The organism is Pseudomonas sp. LFM046, assembly GCF_000949385.2.
Classification (GTDB): Bacteria; Pseudomonadota; Gammaproteobacteria; order Pseudomonadales; family Pseudomonadaceae; genus Metapseudomonas.
In genome coordinates, this window is sequence record NZ_JYKO02000001.1 from 5139359 (window position 1) to 5160446 (window position 21088).

The window sequence follows — 21088 nt, forward strand, 5'->3', positions numbered from 1 at the left end:
AGAAGGGCGTTACTCCAAGCCGGCCGGCTGACTCGCTTCTGGCCGGTTTGAGCCCCTCGGGGGAGAGGGCAAATCGCCGCACGCAAGCTCACCAAAATCCCCTTGCCGACCGCTCTGCCTTGCGCTTCGATAGAGGTCCAGGCAGAGGAGATTCCACCATGATCCGCCGCACGTTACTCCTATCCACCGCCCTGCTCCTGACGGCCTGCCAGAGCTACGACGTGAACCGCGATTACGACCGCACCCGCGACTTCGGTGCCTATCGCAGCTGGAGCTGGAAGGAGCCGGCCCTGCAGTATTCCCCCGACGATCCACGCATCAAGAGCGACCTCACCGAACAGCGCATCCGCGACGCCGTCAGCCAACAGCTCGACCAGCGCGGCCTGCGCCCGGCCACCAATGGCAAGGCCGACCTCAATGTGCAGTCCTGGCTGATCGTCGATGAGCGCCAGCAGCAGACCAGCTACAACTACGGCGGTGGCTACTGGAACGGCTATTGGGGCGGTTACTGGGCCGGCCCGCCCTACACCGAAACCCGCACCTACAGCTACAAGGTCGCCACCATCCAGGTGGACATGTACGACACCAAGGACGGCAAGCTGGTCTGGCGCGGCAGTGCCGAACAGATCATGAACAGTGCGCCGCCGAGCCCCGCCGAGCGCGAGGCTGCCATCCGCGAAACGGTCACCAAGGTGATCGAACAATATCCGCCGCGCTGAGGACTTCATGCTCGTCGCCAATCCCCACTTGCAACACCGCCCCGCCAACGCCGAAGACCTCCACGACGTCGTCCGCTTCCCCCAGGATGCGGACGAACTGTTCTTCGCCTACCCCAAGGCCAGTTGGCCCCTCACGGTCGGCCAGCTCGCCGCCGCCATGGCCGAGCGCCGGGGCAGCACCGTTGCCCTGCTGGACGGCAAGGTCGCCGGCTTCGCCAACTTCTACCAGTGGCAGCACGGCGAGTTCTGCGCCCTGGGCAACATGATGGTGGCGTTCTGGGCGCGCGGTCAGGGCGTCGCCCAGTACCTGATCGCGGCCATGGAGCGCCAGGCCCGCGAGCAGTACAAAGCCAAGCTGATGAAGGTCTCCTGCTTCAACGCCAATGCCGGCGGCCTGCTGCTCTACACCCGCCTCGGCTACCAGCCCCGCGCCATCGTCGAGCGGCATAGGCTGGACGGTCGCCGCGTGGCACTGGTGCAGATGGACAAGCTCCTCACCGACTGATGCCCCCGCGCGCCGCCACCTCGGCAGGACCGGTCGGCGCCCACCGGCCCCGTCCGGCGCCCCTCCACTAAACTTCTCCACAGGGCACCGGCCAAAACCGGTGCCGGGCGGGGAGCGGGAGGCTCCTCCTTGTGTGCCGGCAACGCCGGCTTACCGGGAGCGACAAGCCGACGCCTGGCAGGAGGTGTCTCATGACCATGGTCACCCAATTGCAAAGCTGCCTGACGCAGCACAAATCCCGTTACGACGTACTCAACCACGCCGCCACCATGACCACCCGCGAAGCCGCCCGCCGCGCCGGCGTGCCGCCGCAACAGATGGCCAAGCCCGTGATCCTCGACGACTTCCAGGGCCACTGGATGATGGCCGTCGTCCCCGCCTCGCGGCATGTCGACCTGGAAAAAGTCCACAGGCTGACCCACCGCCACTGGCGGCTGGTGCATGAGCGCGACTTCGGCAAGCGCTTCGGCGACTGCGACCTGGGCGCCATCCCCGCCGTGGGCAACCTCTTCGGCCTGGAAACCCTGATCGACCAGTCCCTCACCGAACAGCCCGACATCTACTTCGAATCGGGCCGCCACGACGAACTCGTGCACATGAGCGGCAAGCAGTACATGGCGCTGATGCCCGAGGCGAGAAGCGGAAGGCTTTGCGAGTAGCGGACGACGTTATTGGTAGGAGCGAATTCATTCGCGAATAAATTCGCTCCTACAAAAGTCGGCGTTCCTGCCTCTCACCTGTGGGGGGGACTTCAATCGCTTTGCAGACCATGGGTCTGCCCGGGCACGCGTCGGAAAGGCTGACACGTGCTCCCTCGGGGCAAGCCCACCACCTTGACCACGCCCCCTGCTGCCCCTTTAAGCTGCCGGCCCTGAACACTTCAGCGCTTCAAGGACGAATCAGCCCCATGAATATCCTCAAAGCCTTGGGCTATGCAGCCCTGGCCGTAGGCGTCGCGGTCGCCGCCAAACACCAGATGGCCAGTCGGAGTTGGACCGAAACCACCGCCACCATCAGGCAGGCCCAGGTCAGCAAGGAAAGTCAGTCCAGGAAGGAATACAACCGTGACGGCAGGCGATACACCCTGACGGTCTACTACACCTACGAAGTAAACGGCATCCGCTATCCAGGGGACTACCCGCTGCCTGAAACCTACAGGTTCAGGGATAGCGCCGAGCGAGCAGCCAGGAACGACTACGCGCCAGGCCGCCCCATCAGGATCATCTATGACCCGGCACGACCTGAGCAGTCCGAACCCAAGCGCAAGGGAACAAGCGTGGTCATCAAGCTTTGAATTCGGAACTCCAGCGCAGGAGCTGAACGCCCCCTTGCCTCGCGCCTAGCGAATATCCCCACAGAAGATGTCGTAGTTGCCGTCTGCAGGTGTCGTCCGCAGCACCAGCGAGTAATCACTCGCACGAAGCGTTGCCAGCGATACCGGCGCGGACTTCGACATCCACCACACCCCGCCCCGGAAGCGGCGGTCGGTAATCAGCGTCCTGTTCAGCCCATAAGCCGGCGAGGCGCCCTGATTCGCGCAGGTTCCCGGATAAATGTAGGTGTAAAGGCGGACGGGTCGGGTGGTGTAGGAAGGGACGCCGCCGATGACCAGGGAAATGCTCGTGTTATCGCCCCGTGGCACCAGCATCGCCTGGGCAATCTTCCCGGCGTTTCGCTGGGTGGCGTTCATCTTGATCTGGACCATCTCTTTCCTGGCGTCGTCTGCGCATCCGCAAACAAAGACCGCCATCAAAACCACAGCCAGACATTTTGGTGCGTTCATCGCTGGCCTCCCGCGGTGAGAAGCGCCGTTGCAATGGTCAACAACCCACTATACGCGCGAGATCAGCCGCACCCGTTGGCTCGCTACGAGCGGTCAGAGATATGGGGAAAGCTCCAAAAGCCCCTATGCCGGAGCCTTCAGAGTGAGGAGTTCGTAGCGAGTCGTAGGATGGGTAGAGCGGAGCGAAACCCATGCTGTCGGCGCAGTCGGCTTGAGCGCCCAAGCCGCCAGCGGACGGGCCAAAAGGTTCCTAGGGCTTGTACTTACTCTGCGCCACGCACCACTTACTGGCCGGATCTTTCGATTGGTTGCAGGAGTTACGGAAGATCACCTGAGCATGTTTCTGACAGTCCCGGAACTGCGAAGACCCCTTCTCGTTCTTGTTGCAGACCGTGTCCAGGGCGATCTCCCCATTACGCTCCTGCCAGTTCAGGAAATAGTTGTCGCTTTCGCCCTGCTTGGACTTGGCGGTGGGGGCTGCGGCAACCGCCATGCTTGCCATGAGTACCAGCGCGCTGCCCAGTGCGAATCGGATGGCCATATCAACTCCTAAATGGTCGCTTGTGCGTCGGTGCGCCTTCTCGGAGGCGCTTTTCTTTATGCAGTGCGGGTGCGGCACTCGGAGAACGCAACGTCTCCTGAGTGAACTGCTGCGCATAGTGCGGAGCGCCCATGAACGCCGCAAGCTCCCAAGCTCGACTTGGAATGACCGTCTGTCGTCACGCAGAGCGGATGGCTACAAGCACCCGGCGGCTGGCGGAATGCAGACATCGGGATGACGTTCCCGAAGGATGGGAGGGGGAATTGGCGGAAGGCAGTGAGAGTCGAACTCACCCAGGAACGGCTGCCGTCCCCCACCGGGTTTGAAGCCCGGCCACGCCACCGGGCGTGCTTGCCTTCCTTATTTCGGGATCAGGGGTTAGGTGGGACTTGGGCGAGTGCCGAGTCTTCCCTGATCTTGCGTTGGTCGCCGATGCGGCGAGTGAAGCCGATGCGGTCGAAGTATTCCAGCAACTGGATGCTGCGCTTGCGGCCAATGCGAATCCGGTCACGCCAGGCAGCGGCCTTGATGGTGCCCTGTTCGTTCTGGAGTTGCCGGGCCAGCGTGGTCAGTTGGTGGATGGTGTCGTCCGGGTAGAAGAGGTCCTTGACCACCTGGTGCAGCAGCCCGAGGCGGGCGAGCTTTCTGGCCAGCAGGCGCATGGCGCCCTCCTCTACCTTCAACTCGGTAGCGAGTTCGCGCACCCAGGGCGGGTCGAAGCCGCCGGCTTCCAGCATGGGCCAGATGCGTTGGCGCAGCGCCTCGTCGGCGTCGCTCAATTGCACGCGGTGGTCGGGCAGGTGCAGCCAGGGGCCGCTGGCTTGCACGGCGCCGCTGGCGAGCAGGTGTTCCAGCAAGGCGATGAAGACGGGCCGCTCCCGTTCGGGCAGGGCGTAGCGGCGCAGGCGATCCCGATCAGGACCGAGTTCGTCGGGCAGTTCGGCGTGAAAGCGCGAAAGGCCGTCCAGCAGTTGCCGTTCCCCCTCCTGCCAGCACGCCGTAGAGAACAGGCGCAGGCCGAGGCGCGTGGAGATTTCCACAGCGTCGGCAGGCAGCGTCCAGCCGGCGCGGGGGCGATTGAACTGGCGCTCCAGCCATTGCGGATCGAGTCCGTTGCGGGCGGCGGAGAGCAGGACCGGCAGGGCGTCTTCCAGGGTTTCGCCGCGTAGCGCGTCCAACTGGCTGAGGCGTTCCGCTGTCCGGCGATTGCGCGCCGGGGCAAAGGGGTCGAGCACTCGGCCGCCGCCAAGGGTGCGTTGGGCGGACTGGTCGCGCAGCACCAGGCGATCGCCATGCACGGCGTGGGTGGGAGCATTCAGCAGCAGCTGGGCGAAACCGCGCTGGCCGGGAGCGAGGCTGTTGCCTTCCAGCAAGGCCACGCGGCCCGTAACGTCCTGGGCGCCGAGGTGGACGTGCACCGGCGTCCAGTGGGCGAGGTCATGGGCCTCGCCCGTCAGCAGGTGCAGGTCGATATCCAGGCGGGTGGTGGGCGCCAGCAGCGCCGGAGCCAACAGCCAGTCGCCACGATGAACGTCGTCCAGGGCCAAGCGGTCGCCGGTGATGTTGAGGGCGACGCGCTGGCCCGCCACGGCTTCGTCCGTCTGCTGATTGCGCGCGTGCAGGCCGCGCACGCGGACCACCCGGCCCGAGGGGCTGAGCACCAGTTCATCCCCTACCCGCACCCGCCCGGCGAACGCGGTGCCGGTCACCACCACGCCGGCACCGGCCACGCTGAAGGCGCGGTCGATGGGCAGGCGAAAGTGGCCGTCGGCGCTGCGGCGTGCCGTGCCGGCACTTTCGGTCAGCAGCGCTTGGTGCAGGGCATCAATGCCCTCCCCCGTCAGGCTGTCTACCGGGTAGATGGGCGCATTCGCCAACGGGCCGGGCGCCAGCAAGGCGGCCACTTCGGCGCGGGCCCGTTCGATGCGCTCGGACGCCACGCGGTTGATCTTGGTCAGGGCCACCAGGGCGCGGCGGATGCCGAGCAGATCGGCGATGGCGAGGTGTTCGCGGGTCTGGGGCATCACGCCGTCGTCGGCGGCCACCACCAGCAGGAGCAGGTCGATGCCGCAGGCGCCGGCGAGCATGTTGTGGACGAAGCGTTCATGGCCGGGCACGTCGATAAAGGCGGTGACTTGGCCATCGCCCAGGTCGGCGTGGAGGTAGCCCAGGTCGATGGTGATGCCGCGTTCGCGCTCGGCCGGGCGGCGGTCGCCTTCCAGGCCGGTGAGGGCCTTGAGCAGTGCGGTCTTGCCGTGATCGATATGCCCTGCGGTGCCGACGATCACTCCGTATCCCCCTGCAGCTGCGGCAGTTGAGCGAGAAAGGCCGGCTCGTCGTCGAGCTGGCGCAGGTCGAGCCAGAGGGCGTCGTCGTCAAGGCGGCCGATCACCGGGATGGGCAGCGCACGCAGGCGTTCTTCGAGTTGGCGCAAGGTGCGTCCGCGCAAGCGCTTGGATTGCTGCGGGCGCAGGCAGAGGGCGGCGCTGGGCAGCCGCGCCACCGGCTGGGCGCCGCTGCCGATCATGCCGAGGGTCGGTTCCGCGCTCACCTGCCAGGACGCACCCAGTTGCGCGGCCAGACGTGGAGCGAGGCGGTCAGCCTGGGCGCGGATATCCGCCTGCGGCCGGCTGAGCAGGCGCAAGGTGGGAAGTCGTTCGGCCAGTTGCGCCGGGTCCCGGTAGAGGCCGAGCACGGCTTCGAGTGCGGCGAGGGTGAGCTTGTCCACGCGCAGGGCGCGTTTGAGGGGGTTCTTCTTGATGCGCTCGACGAGCTCGCGCTTGCCGACGATCAGCCCCGCCTGCGGACCGCCCAGGAGTTTGTCGCCGCTGAAGGTGACGATGTCGGCGCCGGCGCGCAGGGACTCCTGCACGGTGGGTTCCTTGGGCAAGCCCCAGCGGGTGAGGTCCACCAGGCTGCCGCTGCCCAGGTCTTCCAGCAGGGGCAGGCCGTGGGCGTGGGCGATGGCCGCCAGTTCGGCGGTGGGCACGCTGGCGGTGAAGCCCTCCACGCTGTAGTTGCTGGTGTGCACGCGCATGAGCAGGGCCGAGCGCGGGCCAATGGCGGCTTCGTAGTCGTGGGCGTGGGTCCGGTTCGTCGTGCCCACTTCCACCAGTTTCACGCCGGCACGGGCCATGATGTCGGGGATGCGGAAGGCACCGCCGATCTCGATCAGCTCGCCCCGAGAGATCACGCCTTCCTTGCGGACGCCCAGGCTGTTGAGGGCCAGCAGCACGGCGGCGGCGTTGTTGTTGACCACGGTGGCGGCCTCGGCGCCGGTGAGTTCGCGCACCACGCCGGTAATCAGGTCGTCACGGTCGCCGCGCTTGCCGCTGGCGAGATCGAATTCCAGGTTGAGCGGATGGCGCGCCGCCAGGGTCATGGCTTCGATCGCGTCTTCCGGCAGCAGGGCGCGGCCGAGATTGGTGTGCAGCACGGTGCCGGTGAGGTTGAACACGCGCCGGACCTGGCTGGAGTGCCAGACCGCCAGCCGTTCTCCGGCGCGGCCGGCGAGCACGGCGTCGGTCAGTTCGATGGCCGCCAACTGGCCGTGGCGGGCCGGCTCGCGCAGTTCGTCGAGCAGGTTGCGCAGGGTTTTCAACAGGGCTTCGCGGCCGTATCGCTGTTGCAGTGGGGCGCAGGCCGGACTGCGCAGCAGGCGGTCGACTGAAGGGAGACGGGCGGCCGACATGGGCATTCCTTAGCGCAGGGCGTTCAGGTCCTTGATTGAGTCTAGGTGCTTATTCACCACCAGGCGCCAGCAGCAGGTTGGGGGCGCGGCGCAGATACCCCTCTTCCGCCAGGCGCACGTCGAGGTCGAGGCTGGCCAGGTCGTCGGCGTGCGCTTCGGCGTTGGCGTCGAATTCCAGGTAGTACTGCTTGAGGTAGCCCTGGCAGTTGGGGCAGGCCTCGGCGCGGATGGGCGCCTCCTCGCTTTTCAGTCCGTCACGTTCCAGGGAGAGGTAGGCCAGGTGCTTCCCCTCCTGGCAATGGCTGCATTTCAGGCGCACGTAGTGCCATTCGCAGGAGCACAGGGAGCAGGCGAGGTAGCGCAGGCCGATGTGTTTGCCACGGTGGCGGATCACGCCGCTGACCGGTGGCGAGCCGCAGGCCGGGCAGAGGACCTTGGCATCGTTCTCGACGATGGCGCTCTCGGGCAGGGCCAGCAGCCAGTGGCTGAAGGCGACCTGCAGGGCAGCCCCCACAAAGGGGGCGATGGCAGGAGGCAGCAGGTCGAACTGGCCGCTCAGCAGCGCCACGCCCCAGGCTTTGTGCTGGGCCGGGGCGGACGCCTTCAGCATGAGCAGAGCCTCGGCCACGGCGGCGTTGGCGGGGACGTGGAGACGCTCCAGCAACGCGTCCAGGGCGGCCAGCCAGCCATCGGCGCGCACCAGGGCCTCGAAGGCAATCGGCGGCATGCCGTGCTCGCGGCTGCGGGACAGCGCTTCGGGGGCTGGGCCGGGGAGTGGCGGCGGGTTGTCGAGCACCTGTTGCTGGGTGTCGCAGAGGTCGGCGATCAGCAGCAGGTAGCCAACCAGGGGATGGCCGTTAGCGAGGTGGCGCAGGCGCGCGGCGCGCACTGTGAACAGGTCGCGGCCGGGCAGTTTGAGGAAGGGCGGAATGTTGGCGGCGGCTTCGATTTCGCCGGGTTCGAGTATGCGGCCTGGCACGCAGCACTCCTTGTTGGTCGGTTCCTGGTGGGCGGTTGGGTGATGGGTTTCGCGGAGCTCTACCCATCCTACGGTTTGAGTGACGGTGGGTCGGTGCCCTTCAGTACTTAGCGCTTGCCCTCCCCTTTGCTGACCTGCTTGTACCAGGCGCCGTGGTGCTTGCGCGCCCAACCTTTGCTGACCCAGCCGTGGAGCATGGCGCTGACGGAGCCTTTGACCCAGATGCCGGCGTAGATGTGGACGATGATGCTGAGGATCAGCACCCAGGCGGTGAAGGCGTGCAGCAGGGCAGCGAAGCGGATCAGGTTGATGCCGAAGAGGTGGCTGAAGTATTGCCGCCAGATCACCACGCCGGTCGCCAGCAGCACCAGCATGCAGAGCAGCAGCACCCAGAAGAGCATCTTCTGGCCGGCGTTATAGCGGCCCACTTCGGGCAGGTTTTCCTCGCGGTTGTTCACCACGTCCTTCCACTGTTTCAGCCATTGGCTGTCGGACTTCTCCCAGCGGTTGTGGTGGGCGAAGCGCATGGCCAGCCCGAGGAAGAAGAGGAACATCGCCACGCCGAGGAAGGGGTGGAGGATGCGCGTCCAGGGGCCGCCGCCGAAGAAGTTGCTCAGCCAGAACAGGGACGGGTGGAACAGCGCCAGGCCGGAGAGCCCGGCGAGGAAGAAGAGGATGGCCACCGCCCAGTGGTTGCTGCGTTCGGAGGGGGTGTAGCGTTCGATGTCTTTGTTCATGTCGGGCTCCATTGCTGGGGCGGACTTCCCTCACCCCGGCCCTCTCCCAGAGGGAGAGGGGGCGTTTGTCTCAACTCTGCGATTTGGGATCGCCCTTGGGTGGTTCGTCTTCTTCTACCTTGTTCGGCCCAACCCGCACGTAGTGGAAGAATCCGAACAACGCGACCACGCCCATCGCCAGCAGGCCGAGCGGTTTGGTCACGCCCTTCCACAGGCTGACCATAGGGCTGATGGCCGGGTCGTCCGGCAGGCCGGCGTAGAGCGAGGGCTTGTCGGCGTGGTGCAACACGTACATGACGTGGGTGCCGCCGACGCCCGGCGGGTCGTACAGGCCGGCGTTCTCGAAGCCACGGGACTTGAGGTCGACGATGCGCTCGGCGGCGTGCTCCTTCATGTCTTCCTTGGAGCCGAAGGTGATGGCGCCGGTGGGGCAGGTCTTCACGCAGGCCGGTTCCAACCCCACGGAGACGCGGTCGGAACACAGGGTGCACTTGTAGGCCTTGTGGTCCTTCTGCGAGATGCGCGGGATGTTGAACGGGCAGCCGGTGATGCAGTAGCCGCAGCCGATGCACTTGTCCTGGTCGAAGTCGACGATGCCGTTGGCGTACTTCACGATCGCGCCGGGGCTCGGGCAGGCCGCCAGGCAGCCCGGGTCCTCGCAGTGCATGCAGCCGTCCTTGCGGATCAGCCATTCCAGCTTGCCCGCCTCGGGCTCGTACTCGGTGAAGCGCATCAGGGTCCAGGTGTTGGCCGAGAGGTCCGCCGGGTTGTCGTAGGTGCCGTGGTTGTGGCCGACCTCGTCACGCAGGTCGTTCCACTCCGAGCACGCCACCTGGCAGGCCTTGCAGCCGATGCACTTGGAGACGTCGATGAGCTTCGCCACTTCGTCCATCTCGCGCACGGACGGCATCGGGGTGGTGGTGGCGGAGCGGGCGATGATGTCTTGGGATGCCATGGCTCAGCTCCTATGCCTTTTCCACCTTGACCAGGAACGACTTGAACTCCGGTGTCTGCGTATTGCCGTCGCCGACGAAGGGAGTAAGCGTGTTGATCAGGTAGCCGTTACGTGCCACGCCGGAGAAGCCCCAGTGCAGCGGGATGCCGATCTGGTGCACGGTCTTGCCGTCCACGGTCAGCGGTCGCAGGCGCTTGGTCACCACGGCCACGGCCTTGATGAAGCCGCGGTTGGAGGTGACCTTGACGTGCTCGCCGGCGGCGACGCCCAGTTCCTTGGCCAGGACTTCGCTGATCTCGACGAACTGCTCGGGCTGGGTGATCGCGTTCAGTTGGCAGTGCTTGGTCCAGAAGTGGAAGTGCTCGGTGAGGCGGTAGGTGGTCGCCGCGATGGGGAAGTCCGCCGCCTTGCCAAACGCTTCCAGGTCGCCCTTGAACACCCGTGCGGCCGGGTTGCTGGTGACCTTCGGGCTTTCCGGGTGCAAGGGGTTGCGCCCGATGGGGGTTTCGAAGGGTTCGTAGTGCTCGGGGAAGGGGCCTTCGGCCATCTTGTCGAGGGCGAAGAAACGCGCCACGCCTTCGGGGTTCATGATGAAGGGGCTCATGCCCGTTTCCGGTGCGACGTCGACCTTGAAGTCGGGCACGTCGGTGCCGGTCCAGGCCTTGCCGTTCCACCACACCAGGCGCTTCTTCTCCGGATCCCAGGGCTTGCCGGAGGGGTCGGACGAGGCGCGGTTGTAGAGGATGCGTCGGTTCGCCGGCCAGGCCCAGGCCCAGCCAAGGGTCTGGCCCATGCCGTAGGGGTCGGCGTTGTCGCGGCGGGCCATCTGGTTGCCGGCGGCGGTCCAGGAGCCGGCGAAGATCCAGCAGCCGCTGGCGGTCGTGCCGTCATCGCGCAGCACACCGAAGCCAGGCACTTGCTCGCCCGCCTTGAGCAGCACCGCGCCAGTGGCCGGGTCGGTGAGGTCGGCCAGGGCCTTGCCGTTGAACTCGCGGGCCAGTTCGTCCGGGCCGGGTTCGTCGGGGCGCAGGTAGTTCCAGTCGAGGCCGAGGATCGGGTCCGGGAAGGCACCGCCCTCTTTGGCGTAGAGGGTGCGCAGGCGATGGTACAGGGCACCCATGATGGCGATGTCGGTGCGCGCCTGGCCGGGCGGCTCGGCGCCCTTCCAGTGCCATTGCAGCACCCGTCCGCTGTTGACCAGGGAGCCGTCCTCTTCGGCGAAGCAGGTCACCGGCAGGCGGAACACCGTGGTCTGGATGCTGGCAGTGTCGACGTCGTTGAACTCGCCGGCATTGCGCCAGAACTCGGAGGTGTCGGTGGCCAGCGGGTCCATGATCACGAGGAACTTGAGCTTGGCCAGACTGGCGCTGACCTTGGCCTTGTTGGGGAAGGAGCCAATGGGGTTGAAGCCCTGGCAGAAGTACCCATTGACCTTGCCCTCGTACATCATGTCGAACACTTTGAGCACGTCGTAGCCGGAGTTATCCAGCTTCGGCAGCCAGTCGTAGCACCAGTTGTTCTCGGCGGTGGCGGACTTGCCGAACCAGGCCTTCATCAGGCTGACGTGGAACTTCCCGTAGTTCTGCCAGTAGGACATCTGCCCCGGCCGCATCGGCTTGCTCGCACGCTTGTCGATGTAGGCGGCGTAGTCCTGCTCGGCGTCGGCCGGCAGGGTCAGGTAGCCCGGCAGCAGGTTGGACAGCAGGCCCAGGTCGGTCAGCCCCTGGATGTTGGAGTGGCCACGCAGGGCGTTCATGCCGCCACCGGGCATGCCGATGTTGCCCAGCAACAGCTGCACCATGGCGCCGGTGCGGATCATCTGCGAACCCACCGAGTGCTGGGTCCAGCCCAGGGCGTACATGATGGTCATGGTCTTGTTCGGGGCGGAGGTGTCGGCGGCCAGGCCCCAGACCTGTTCGAGCAATTCCTTCGGCGTCCCGCAGATGCTGCTGACCACATCCGCCGTGTAGCGGCTGTAGTGCTGCTTCATCAGCTGGAACACGCAGCGCGGGTTTTGCAGGGTCGGGTCGGACTGCACGTAGCCGTCCTCGCCCTTGGCATAGCTCCAGGTGGATTTATCGGGGTAGGCGCGTTTCGCTTCGTCGTAGCCGCTGAACAGGCCGTCGTTGAAGCTGAAGCCGTCATTCACGATGAAGGACGCGTCGGTGTAGTTGCGCACGTACTCGTGCTGGATCTTGTCGTGGCTGATCAGGTAGTTGATCAGGCCGCCCAGGAAGGCGATGTCCGTCCCGGTGCGGATTGGCGCGTAGTAGTCCGCCACCGAGGCCGAGCGCGTGAAGCGCGGGTCGACCACGATCAGCCGGGCCTTGTTGTGCGCCTTGGCTTCGGTGACCCACTTGAAGCCGCAGGGGTGGGCTTCGGCGGCATTGCCGCCCATGATCAGCACCAGGTCGGCATTCTTGATGTCGACCCAGTGGTTTGTCATGGCGCCACGGCCAAACGTCGGGGCAAGACCTGCCACCGTCGGGCCATGTCAGACACGTGCCTGGTTATCGAACCCCAGCATGCCAAGGGAACGCACCACCTTGTGGGTGATGTAGCCGGCCTCGTTGGAGGACGCCGACGCCGCGAGGAAGCCCGTGGTCAGCCAGCGGTTCACTGTCTGTCCCTTGTCGTTCTTCGCGATGAAGTTGGCGTCGCGGTCGGCCTTCATCAGCTTGGCAATGCGGTCGAGGGCATCATCCCACTCGACGCGCTTCCACTCGTTGGAGCCGGGATCACGCACCTCGGGGTACTTGAGGCGGTTGGGGCTGTGGATGAAGTCCAGCAGGCCCGCGCCTTTCGGACAGAGGGTGCCGCGGTTCACCGGGTGATCCGCATCCCCTTCGATATGGATGATGTTCTGCGCGACGTTCTTCGCCGCGTCGCCCTGGCTGTACATGATCAGGCCGCAGCCGACCGAGCAGTAAGGGCAGGTGTTGCGCGTCTCATTGGTACGCGCCAGCTTGAAATGCCGGACCTGGTCGGCGAAGGCTTCCGGGGGCGCTACCCCCAGAGCCGCCAGGCTGGAACCTCCAAGGCCAACGGCACAGACCTTGAAGAACTGCCGACGGTTCATGTCCATCGTGTTCTCCCTCATCAGGCAGACCCTGCCCGGCAAATTGCCGGGTATATCCATTGAAAGGTTAGTCAGCTTCCGAGGAAGTGTCAGGCTCGGTGCCTGCGGGGGGAGCCCGTGGAATCGCCAGGGGACCTGCCAGGTCAGACTCGACCCGGGCGTTTTCCTCCCCGATCGGATGGGTGTCTTACCCCGACGGCGGTTGCTGCACCGAGATGGGCGATGTAATCGAGGGGGCCGCCTCGGGCATACTGTGCGCCCCTTTTTGAACCCGGAGATCGCCATGCCCAAGGCTTGGTGGCTGCTCGCCCTGCCCTTTATCGCCGGCTCCTTCCTGCCCCTGCAGGCCGGCATCAACGGCCAACTGGCCAAACAGATTTCCAGCGTGATGAGTGCTGCGCTGGTGTCCTTCCTGGTGGGCACCGTGGCCCTGCTTGCGGTGGTGCTGATGCAGCGCGAACTGCCGACCCTGGACGCCCTCAAGGGCCTGAGCTGGTGGCAGTGGAGTGGCGGCCTGCTGGGTGCGTTCTTCATTGCCACCGCCGCGTTCGCCGGCCCGCGCATCGGCGCCCTGCTGTTCATGGCGCTGGTCCTGGCCGGTCAGTTGGGCATGGCGTTGCTGCTGGACCATTTCGGCTGGGCAGGCTATCGCGAGGCCCCCGTCAGCGTCGGCAAACTGGCCGGGCTGGTGCTGATCATCGGAGGCATCTGGCTCATTCGTCGGGGATGAGCGGCACAGATAGCAATCTGATGTCATTGGTCCGGCAGAACGGCTAAGCTCAGCTCACCTCTGCCGTTTCTGTGATCACAGAAAGATGACCGACGCCGAACTCCCCCAGTCACCGGAACGCTTCTGTCTCTGGCGCGAAGTGCAGGACACGCGCATGCGTACCCGGCTCGGCGGCGTCTACTACCTGTTGGCCTGGCTGCTTTGCTGGCTGTTCAGCGCCGAGCCGATGCAAGCGCTCACCATCGGCCTGACCGGCAGCGTTTTCTTCGCCGTGATGCTGGGCGCACGCCTGCTGCATCGCCCGCCAGAAGGGGGCGGAGAAGCCGAACTGCAACGCTGGATCGACCGGCACTGGGGCGTGATCCTGGTGTCGTCCGCCGCGTGGGGCCTGGTCCACGCCGGGGTGCTGCTGGCTCCCGCCTTCAAGCCCTCCAGCCTGATCGGCACCCTGGCCACCATCGGCTTCGGCACCGCCATGGCCTTCAATTTCGCCATGCGCCGGCGCCGCGCCATGGTCGCCATCCTGCTGCTGTACCTGCCGGGGCTGGCCGCGCTCGCCTTGACGCCGGCGGGCGACCGCGCCGAACTGGTCACGCTGGCCTTCTACCTCAGCTACCTGCTCCTGGCCATGAACCGGAGCCACCGCGAGTACCAGAACATGCTGGCCCTGGAGCTGCAGTTGCTGGAGCAACGCCAGCGCCTGGACGCCCTGAGCCGCACCGATGTGCTGACGCAGTTGGGCAACCGTTACCAGTTCAACAACCTGTTCCCGGCCATGTGCGCCAACGCCAATCGCCAGGGTGGCGAGCTGTCGCTGCTGCTGATGGACATCGATTTCTTCAAGCGCATCAACGACGAACACGGCCACAGTGTGGGCGATGCGTGCCTGAAGGCCTTCGGCCAACGCATGCGCGAATTCTTCCGCCGCGAAAGCGATGCGTTGCTGCGACTGGGCGGCGAGGAGTTCGGCGTGCTGATGCCGGACACGAGCATGGAACAGGCCCGCCATCTGGCCGAGCTGTTCCGCGAGGACCTGGCCAACCGCGGCTTCGAGCTGGACGGCCAGCACCTTCCGGTCACCGCCAGCCTGGGCCTCGGTTGTTTCGACAAGCGCGACGCCGGCAGCGCCGAGGCCTTCTTCAAGCGCGTGGACGACGCGCTGTACCGCGCCAAGGCGCAGGGACGGGATCGGCTGGAGTTGTCGAGGAGGTAACCCTGCCATCCCGATCCCAAGCGCGGCCTGATCGTAGGGTGCGCCGTGCGCACCGGCGGTTTGACGTGGTGCCGAAGCCGATCCCGGAATCGGTGCGCACAGCGCACCCTACAGTCATGACCCAGCGCAAGGGGCGAGCCTTGTGCACAGGGGAAAAATTGCCTCCCCTCACAACCTGAACCGCCCCACCTGCTGCGCCAGGTCGCCGGCCAGGCGGCTCAGGGTCTGGCATTCCTCGCGGCAGCCGCGCACTTCACTGGCGGTGGCGTGGGCCAGGTCAGCGATGCCCTGGACGTTGCGGTTGATCTCTTCGGTGACCGACGACTGCTCCTCGGTTGCGGCCGCCACCTGATGGTTCATGTCGCTGATGTGCTCCACCTGATCGGTGATGGCGCCCAATGAGGTGCCGGTGCGCTGGCTGGCTTCCACGCCAGTACCGGTGGCAGCCTGGCCGGCGTGCATGGAGTGCACCGCCGTTTCGGCGCCCTGCTTGAGGCGCTGGATCATCTGCTGGATTTCGTCGGTGGACGCCTGGGTACGGCTGGCGAGGGTGCGCACTTCGTCGGCGACCACCGCGAAACCACGGCCCATTTCACCGGCACGGGCGGCTTCGATGGCAGCGTTCAGGGCCAGCAGGTTGGTCTGTTCGGAGATGCCACGAATCACCGCCAGCACCTGGTCGATGGACGCCACCTGGGTCGCCAGCTCGCTCACCGCCGATGCGGCCACGCCGATATCGCTGGACATCTTCTCGATGTGCCCCACCGACTCCCCCACCACCCTGCGCGCCTGCAGCGACTCGTCGCGGGCGCGCTGCGAGGCCTGGGCGGCGGCGCCGGCATTGCGGGCGATCTCCTGCACGGTGAGCCCCATTTCGTGCACGGCGGTGGCCACCATATCGGTCATTTCCTGCTGCTGGACGGAGCGGCCGGCGGTGTTATCCACCACCGTCGTCACCTGGCCGACCACCTTGTGCAGGCGCTCGCTGGTCTCCAGCACTTCGCCGATCAGGCTGCGCTGGCTTTCCAGGAAGCGGTTGAAGCCACGGGCCAGGTCGCCCAGCTCATCGGCGCGGGACTCATCCAGACGACGGGTCAGGTCGCCGCCACCGCCGCCGATTTCCACCAGCGCCGCCGTGACCTGGCGGATCGGCCGCACCAACCCACGGGCCAGCAGCACCACCAGCAGCAGGCAGAAGGCGAGCACGCCGAAGCCGGCGAGGCTGCTGGTCCACATGGCCTGGCGCGCCTCGGCGTAGATCTCTGCTTCTGGCACTTCACTGACCAGCAGCCAGCCCAGGCTGTCGAGGGGGCGGGCCAGGGCGAGGAAATCCTCGCCGTCACGGCTGAAGTGAATCGGCTTTTCAGCCCCGGCCAGCAGTTCGGCGGCCGGACCGGCACCGAAGACATCGGCCAGACGGGCGCTGCCGTTCAGGGCGGCGTCGGGGTGGACCTTGATGTTGCCCTCGCGGTCCATCAGGAACACCCGGCCACGCTCGCCGAAGCGGAAGTCGCGGATCATCTCCGACATGGACTGCAGGCTGTAGCCCAGGCCGGTGACGCCGAGGGTCTTGCCGTTGCGGCTGATGCGCTGGTTGATGAAGAGGGTCGGCAGGCGGGTGCCCTTGTCGATGTCGATTTCCAGCACCCGGTCCCGCGTGCTGTCCACCAGCTTGTAGAACCACTGGTTCTCCGGCTGGCTGCGAGAGATGGTGCGGGCCAGGCCCTGCCCCGTGTAGTAGTGGCCGCTTTCCATCACCGCGATGGAGGTGGTGGTGGCGTTCTGCTGGGCCCGCACGCTTTCCAGATAACGGGAGAAGGCCTCGGCGCGGGCCGGGTCTTCGCCTTCGGCCAGCCAGTCCTGCACCAGGGCGTTCACGGCGATGCCGGCGTTGGCGGTGATGGGCGCCGCCAGGGTGCGTTCCAGGGAATTGCCGATGGCCTGTACCCGTGCGGGCAGGGCTTCGTCCAGGAGGAAGCGTTCGGTCAGGCGGTTCATCAGCACCGAATAGATGCCAATGACGATGAGGATGCCGGCGAGCAGGGCTGCGCCCATGCTGAAGATCAGCTGCCACTGAATGCTGCGTTGCCAGAGGCGCATGGAGTTGTCTCCTTGGAGTTCTTCTTGTTGGCGACAGAAAGGCGAACGATTGTATACGACAAATAAGACAAATCTTCGCCCCCTTGCCGACAAAGAATATCGGCACGCTCCGGCAAAAACTAAACGCCGAGTCAGGTTCCGATCGAGAACTCCAGACGAGCGGTCTGTCCGGCTTCGTCCAGCACACTCAACTGGTGACGCCCGCTGTGCCGGAATTCCTGGTTGAAACTCTCCTCCGGAGCCGTATTGGTGAGCGGCGCACCATCGAGGAACCACCAGCGCCGACCGCTGCCGCCGAGGGTGGAAAGCTTGAGGCGCAGGGGCTCGGCGCTGCCCGATGGACGGCGTAGCTGGTCGCCCTCGCGCACCCCGACGATGGACAGCGGCGCCGCTGCGGGCGGCAGCTGCGGCGGACAGGCCTGGCTTACCGCCGGCAATCGCGCGGCACGCCGTTCGCGGCGCGGCAGCCAGGGCTCCAGCGGCGCCGGCCAGAGCACCAGCTCGCGGGCCTCTGCACCCGCGCAGCCGGGCGCCACCTGGTGCCCCTCGGCATCCTCCCAGAGGGTCTGCCGCAACCCCAGGCCGAGGGGCTGGTCGGCCGCCAACAAGGTCGGTGGCGTGGTGCCTTCCAGGGTCCAGGCGAAGCGCTGGCGGCGGCAGTTGGGGTCACCCTTGACCATGGGCTGCCCGAGAGGCCAGCAGATGGCGGCCACATCCACTTCCGGCGGTTGCGGGTCGGTCGGCTGGGGGATGCCGCGCTGGCTGTCGCGATTCACCAGCACGTCGTGCACCTGCAGCAGCAGCGGCGCTGCCGAGGCCAGGCCGAACTGGCCGGGGACCGGCGTCCCGTCAGGGCGGCCGATCCAGATGCCGATCAGGTGCCGCGGCCCCACGCCGATGGCCCAGGCATCGCGGAAGCCGTAGCTGGTGCCAGTCTTCCAGGCCAGCACTGGACGCTGGGTCAGGCGGGCGCGGGGATCACGATCCGGCCGTGCCTGGCCGGCAAGGATGCGGCGGATGATCCAGGCCGCTCCAGGCGACAGCAGCCGGCGCTCCTGGAGGGCGTCCTGGGGCTGCAGACGCAGGCGGGCCACCCGGCCCTGGCGGGCGAAGGCGCTGTAGCCGCTGACCAGTTCCTCCAGCTTGCTGCCCACGCCACCGAGGATCAGCGCCAGGTTCGGCTCACTCGCTTCCGGCAGCACCAGGGGCACGCCGACATTGCGCAGTTCGCCGGCGAAGCGCTTCGGCCCGTAGGCCTCCAGCAGTTGCACCGCCGGCAGGTTGAGGGACATGCCCAGGGCCTCGCTGGCCGAGACCGGGCCGGTGAAGCCGGCGGAGAAGTTGCCGGGACGGTAGTCGCCGTAGCGCCGGGGCACGTCCTGCAGCAGGGATTCGGAATGGATCAGCCCGGCGTCCAGGGCCATGCCATAGAGAAAGGGCTTGAGGGTGGAACCGGGGGAGCGCAGCGACTCGATCATGTCCACATGGCCGAAACGGCGTTCGTCGGCGATATCCACCGATCCCAGGTAGGCGCGTACCGCCATGGTCTGGTGCTCCACCACCAGAATGGCCGCCGAGGTGCGCTCCGGCAGTCGCGCGCGCCAGCCGAGCAGCAGGTCTTCCAGGCGACGCTGAAGGGCGGCATCGAGGGTGGTGCGGATCAGCGGCGGGCTGTCGGGGCGGTTCAGGCGACGCGCCAGCAGCGGCGCCAGGCTGGGCTCCTGACGCGGGGCGAGCAGCACCGGCTCCTCCATCGCCTCCTTCACGGCGCCTTCCGGCCAGACCTGGAACTGCGCCAGCCGCCGCAGCACCTTGTCGCGGGCCGCCTGTGCCTGTTCCGGGTGACGGTCCGGGCGCAGCCGGCTCGGTGCCTGCGGCAGCACCGCCAGCAGTGCCGCCTCGGCGCGGGTCAGCTGCGACGGCGGCTTGCCCAGGTAGGCCCAACTGGCGGCCGCCACCCCCTGCAGGGTGCCGCCAAAGGGCGCGCGATTGAGATAGAGACCGAGGATTTCGTCCTTCGACAGGTGCCACTCCAGCTGTGCGGTACGCCAGAGCTGGCGCAACTTGCCGGCGAACGTGCGCGGATGCGGATCGAGCAGCCGCGCCACTTGCATCGAAAGCGTGCTGCCGCCGGAAAGCACCCGCCCGCCGGTGACGTTGAGCCAGGCGGCGCGGGCCAGCGCCAGGGGATTCACCCCCGGGTGACGGTAGAACCAGCGATCTTCGTAGGTGAGCAGGGCTTCCAGGTAATAGGCCGACACCTGCTCCTGGCTCACCGGGTAGCGCCAGACACCGTCGACATCGGCGAAGCGCCAGAGCGGCGTGCCATCCTCCGCCAGCACCACGCGCGCCAGGTCATCCCCCGGCAGGGGCAAGGGGAACAGGCGGTCGGCGGTCCAGAGCAGCGCCAACAGGAGTAGCGGGGTGATCACCCACGGCCGGCGCAGGGCGCGCCCACGAAACACTGACTTGATCCACGCCATCCTGGCGGATACCGAGTCGACCTGAGGGTGCCAGGCCATGTCATCTCCAAGGCAGGGCCGAAACAAGGAGCAGATGGTCGTCTCATCCGGGTTTCACAACAAGTCGTCGCTGCTGGCGAGGGGACCGTCATCACACCGTCAGTCAATTTCCCGACACCAAATTGCCGTTCGTCGTGAATTTGACCATCGATACCGATCTTTCCGGGGCGCTCCTTTACAGGGTCAGGGCACACTCCTAAAACAGTAGCAAACTGACACTACAGTGCTTTGGCCGTCGCTGTAGTCGATCTCCCTCCTCGTCACACGGTCCCGTACTCACTTCAGGAGTCCCTTCCATGGGTGCTCGCAGCTTCCTGCGCGCTGCCTGCGGGCTTCGCTCGCGCCGGCCGCAGCGCAACACACCGGGTGATCCGGCACCCCAAGGCCCGCCTGGCGCCACTGTTCGGCCCTGATAGCGCCAACCAGACCAACCAATCAGTGAAAGGAATTCAGCATGGCCATCTCCACTGTTTCATTCGGCAATACCCCCCAGGCGACCGGCGACAACTTCGTCTACGAGAACCTGGTGCAGGTGGACTCAAACACCATCCTCCTGGATGTCATGGCGAATGACCTGGGTGGCAAGGCCAAGACCCTCTATTCGCTGGACGATGGCCTCGCGGCCGATGGCAGCATCGCGACTCGGACAGAGATACAAGCGGACCTGCTGGCCCATGACGACGATTGCTTAAGCGCCTACGGTGCGCACATCAAGATTTTCCTGGACCCGGTGGATGGGAAGTCCAAAGTCTCCTACGACGCCACTGATCTCTTGAACAGCATCGCCTATAAGAGCCTGGCTGCCGGTGAGGTGATGATCGACAGCTTCACCTACGCCATCCGCCTGGGTAACGGCACCCTGAGCTGGGCGACGGCACAAGTGCGGATCACCGGCGTGAACGACGCTGCCGTGCTGAGTTCGGCCACCGTCGAACTGAACGAAACCAATGCCCCGCTGACTACCGGCGGCACCCTGACCATCAGCGACATCGACAGCGCGGCGACCTTCCAGGCCCAGACCGACACCCTCGGCAGCTACGGCAAATTCAGCATCGACGCCGCCGGCGCCTGGACCTTCACCGCCAACTCGGCCTTCGACCAACTGAACGTCGGCGACAGCCGCACCGACACCTTCCAGGTGCTCAGCACCGACGGCACCGCCACCAGCGTCAAGGTCACCCTCAAGGGCACCAACGACGCCGCCGTGCTGAGTTCCGCCGTCGTCGAACTGAACGAAACCAACGTCCCGTTGAGCACCGGCGGCACCCTGAGCATCAGCGACGTCGACAACCCGGCGACCTTCCAGGCCCAGACCAACAGCCCCGGCACCTACGGCAAGTTCAGCATCGACGCCGCCGGCGCCTGGACCTTCACCGCCAACTCGGCCTTCGACCAACTGAACGTCGGCGACAGCCGCACCGATACCTTCCAGGTGCTCAGCACCGACGGCACCGCCACCAGCGTCAAGGTCACCATCAAGGGCACCAACGACGCCGCCGTGCTGAGTTCCGCCGTCGTCGAACTGAACGAAACC

General features: G+C 66.2%; 17 protein-coding genes and 1 tRNA gene (1 of these 18 only partly in view). 7 read left to right on the plus strand and 11 right to left on the minus strand.

The window, feature by feature from the left end; all coding sequences use genetic code 11:
* Positions 1-158 precede the first annotated feature (158 nt).
* From TQ98_RS23710 to TQ98_RS23725, 4 genes are all read left to right on the plus strand, one after another.
* Positions 159-719, plus strand: a complete 561-nt coding sequence (locus TQ98_RS23710) for a DUF4136 domain-containing protein (RefSeq protein ID WP_044873933.1) — start codon at positions 159-161, stop codon at positions 717-719.
* A 7-nt stretch (positions 720-726) separates the two neighbouring features.
* Positions 727-1224 carry a GNAT family N-acetyltransferase gene (locus TQ98_RS23715; RefSeq protein ID WP_103103073.1) on the plus strand — a complete coding sequence of 166 codons (498 nt, stop codon included), beginning with the start codon at positions 727-729 and terminating at the stop codon, positions 1222-1224.
* A gap of 191 nt (positions 1225-1415) precedes the next feature.
* Positions 1416-1883 (plus strand): YbaK/EbsC family protein, encoded by a 468-nt coding sequence (locus TQ98_RS23720; RefSeq protein WP_044873930.1) that lies wholly within the window; start codon positions 1416-1418, stop codon positions 1881-1883.
* Between the two features lie 248 nt (positions 1884-2131).
* The gene (locus TQ98_RS23725; protein ID WP_044873929.1) at positions 2132-2518 is read left to right on the plus strand and encodes a DUF3592 domain-containing protein; all 387 of its coding nucleotides are present in this window, start codon (positions 2132-2134) and stop codon (positions 2516-2518) included.
* Between the two features lie 45 nt (positions 2519-2563).
* On the opposite strand, the gene TQ98_RS23730 is transcribed toward TQ98_RS23725, so the two are convergent.
* The 9 genes from TQ98_RS23730 to fdnG all read right to left on the minus strand — a co-directional run bounded on the left by TQ98_RS23730 (position 2564) and on the right by fdnG (position 12995).
* Positions 2564-3007, minus strand: a complete 444-nt coding sequence (locus TQ98_RS23730) for a hypothetical protein (RefSeq protein WP_044873928.1) — start codon at positions 3005-3007, stop codon at positions 2564-2566.
* Between the two features lie 250 nt (positions 3008-3257).
* Complete coding sequence (locus tag TQ98_RS23735) at positions 3258-3548, minus strand: hypothetical protein (RefSeq protein WP_044873927.1); 291 nt, start codon at positions 3546-3548, stop codon at positions 3258-3260.
* Between the two features lie 264 nt (positions 3549-3812).
* A tRNA-Sec gene (locus TQ98_RS23740) sits at positions 3813-3908 on the minus strand.
* A gap of 11 nt (positions 3909-3919) precedes the next feature.
* Positions 3920-5836, minus strand: a complete 1917-nt coding sequence (gene selB / locus TQ98_RS23745; protein WP_044873926.1) for a selenocysteine-specific translation elongation factor — start codon at positions 5834-5836, stop codon at positions 3920-3922.
* Positions 5833-7239, minus strand: coding sequence for an L-seryl-tRNA(Sec) selenium transferase (gene selA, locus TQ98_RS23750; protein ID WP_044873925.1), 1407 nt, complete (start codon positions 7237-7239; stop codon positions 5833-5835). Before selA ends, selB begins: the two co-directional genes overlap by 4 nt.
* A gap of 49 nt (positions 7240-7288) precedes the next feature.
* Positions 7289-8218: a formate dehydrogenase accessory protein FdhE gene (fdhE, locus tag TQ98_RS23755; RefSeq protein WP_044873924.1), complete on the minus strand. Its 930-nt coding sequence runs from the start codon at positions 8216-8218 to the stop codon at positions 7289-7291.
* Positions 8219-8325: 107 nt separating this feature from the next.
* Complete coding sequence (locus tag TQ98_RS23760; RefSeq protein ID WP_044873923.1) at positions 8326-8955, minus strand: formate dehydrogenase subunit gamma; 630 nt, start codon at positions 8953-8955, stop codon at positions 8326-8328.
* A 70-nt stretch (positions 8956-9025) separates the two neighbouring features.
* Positions 9026-9910 carry a formate dehydrogenase subunit beta gene (gene fdxH / locus TQ98_RS23765; RefSeq protein WP_044873922.1) on the minus strand — a complete coding sequence of 295 codons (885 nt, stop codon included), beginning with the start codon at positions 9908-9910 and terminating at the stop codon, positions 9026-9028.
* Positions 9911-9920: 10 nt separating this feature from the next.
* The gene (gene fdnG / locus TQ98_RS23770) at positions 9921-12995 is read right to left on the minus strand and encodes a formate dehydrogenase-N subunit alpha (protein ID WP_146036037.1); all 3075 of its coding nucleotides are present in this window, start codon (positions 12993-12995) and stop codon (positions 9921-9923) included.
* 277 nt (positions 12996-13272) lie between these two features.
* On the opposite strand from fdnG, the gene TQ98_RS23780 reads away from it, so the two are divergent.
* Together TQ98_RS23780 and TQ98_RS23785 are read left to right on the plus strand one after the other, a co-directional pair.
* On the plus strand, positions 13273-13719 hold the full coding sequence (locus TQ98_RS23780; RefSeq protein ID WP_044873919.1) for a DMT family transporter: 447 nt from the start codon (positions 13273-13275) through the stop codon (positions 13717-13719).
* 154 nt (positions 13720-13873) lie between these two features.
* A complete protein-coding gene (locus TQ98_RS23785; RefSeq protein WP_242443174.1) occupies positions 13874-14932 on the plus strand; it encodes a GGDEF domain-containing protein in 1059 nt (352 codons plus the stop codon).
* 168 nt (positions 14933-15100) lie between these two features.
* Here the strand turns inward: TQ98_RS23785 and TQ98_RS23790 are convergent, their stop codons facing one another.
* Entirely contained in the window at positions 15101-17032 is a 1932-nt protein-coding gene (locus TQ98_RS23790) for a methyl-accepting chemotaxis protein (RefSeq protein WP_044873917.1), read from the minus strand.
* Positions 17033-17163: 131 nt separating this feature from the next.
* Positions 17164-19515, minus strand: a complete 2352-nt coding sequence (gene pbpC, locus TQ98_RS23795; RefSeq protein WP_103103175.1) for a peptidoglycan glycosyltransferase PbpC — start codon at positions 19513-19515, stop codon at positions 17164-17166.
* 493 nt (positions 19516-20008) lie between these two features.
* Here pbpC and TQ98_RS23800 point away from each other — a divergent pair, with 493 nt between their 5' ends.
* A protein-coding gene (locus TQ98_RS23800; protein WP_103103075.1) for a VCBS domain-containing protein crosses the window boundary here: on the plus strand, positions 20009-21088 show its 5' portion. Its footprint extends 27 nt past the window's final position; only the first 1080 of its 1107 coding nucleotides appear in the window; the start codon lies at positions 20009-20011; the stop codon falls past the right edge of the window.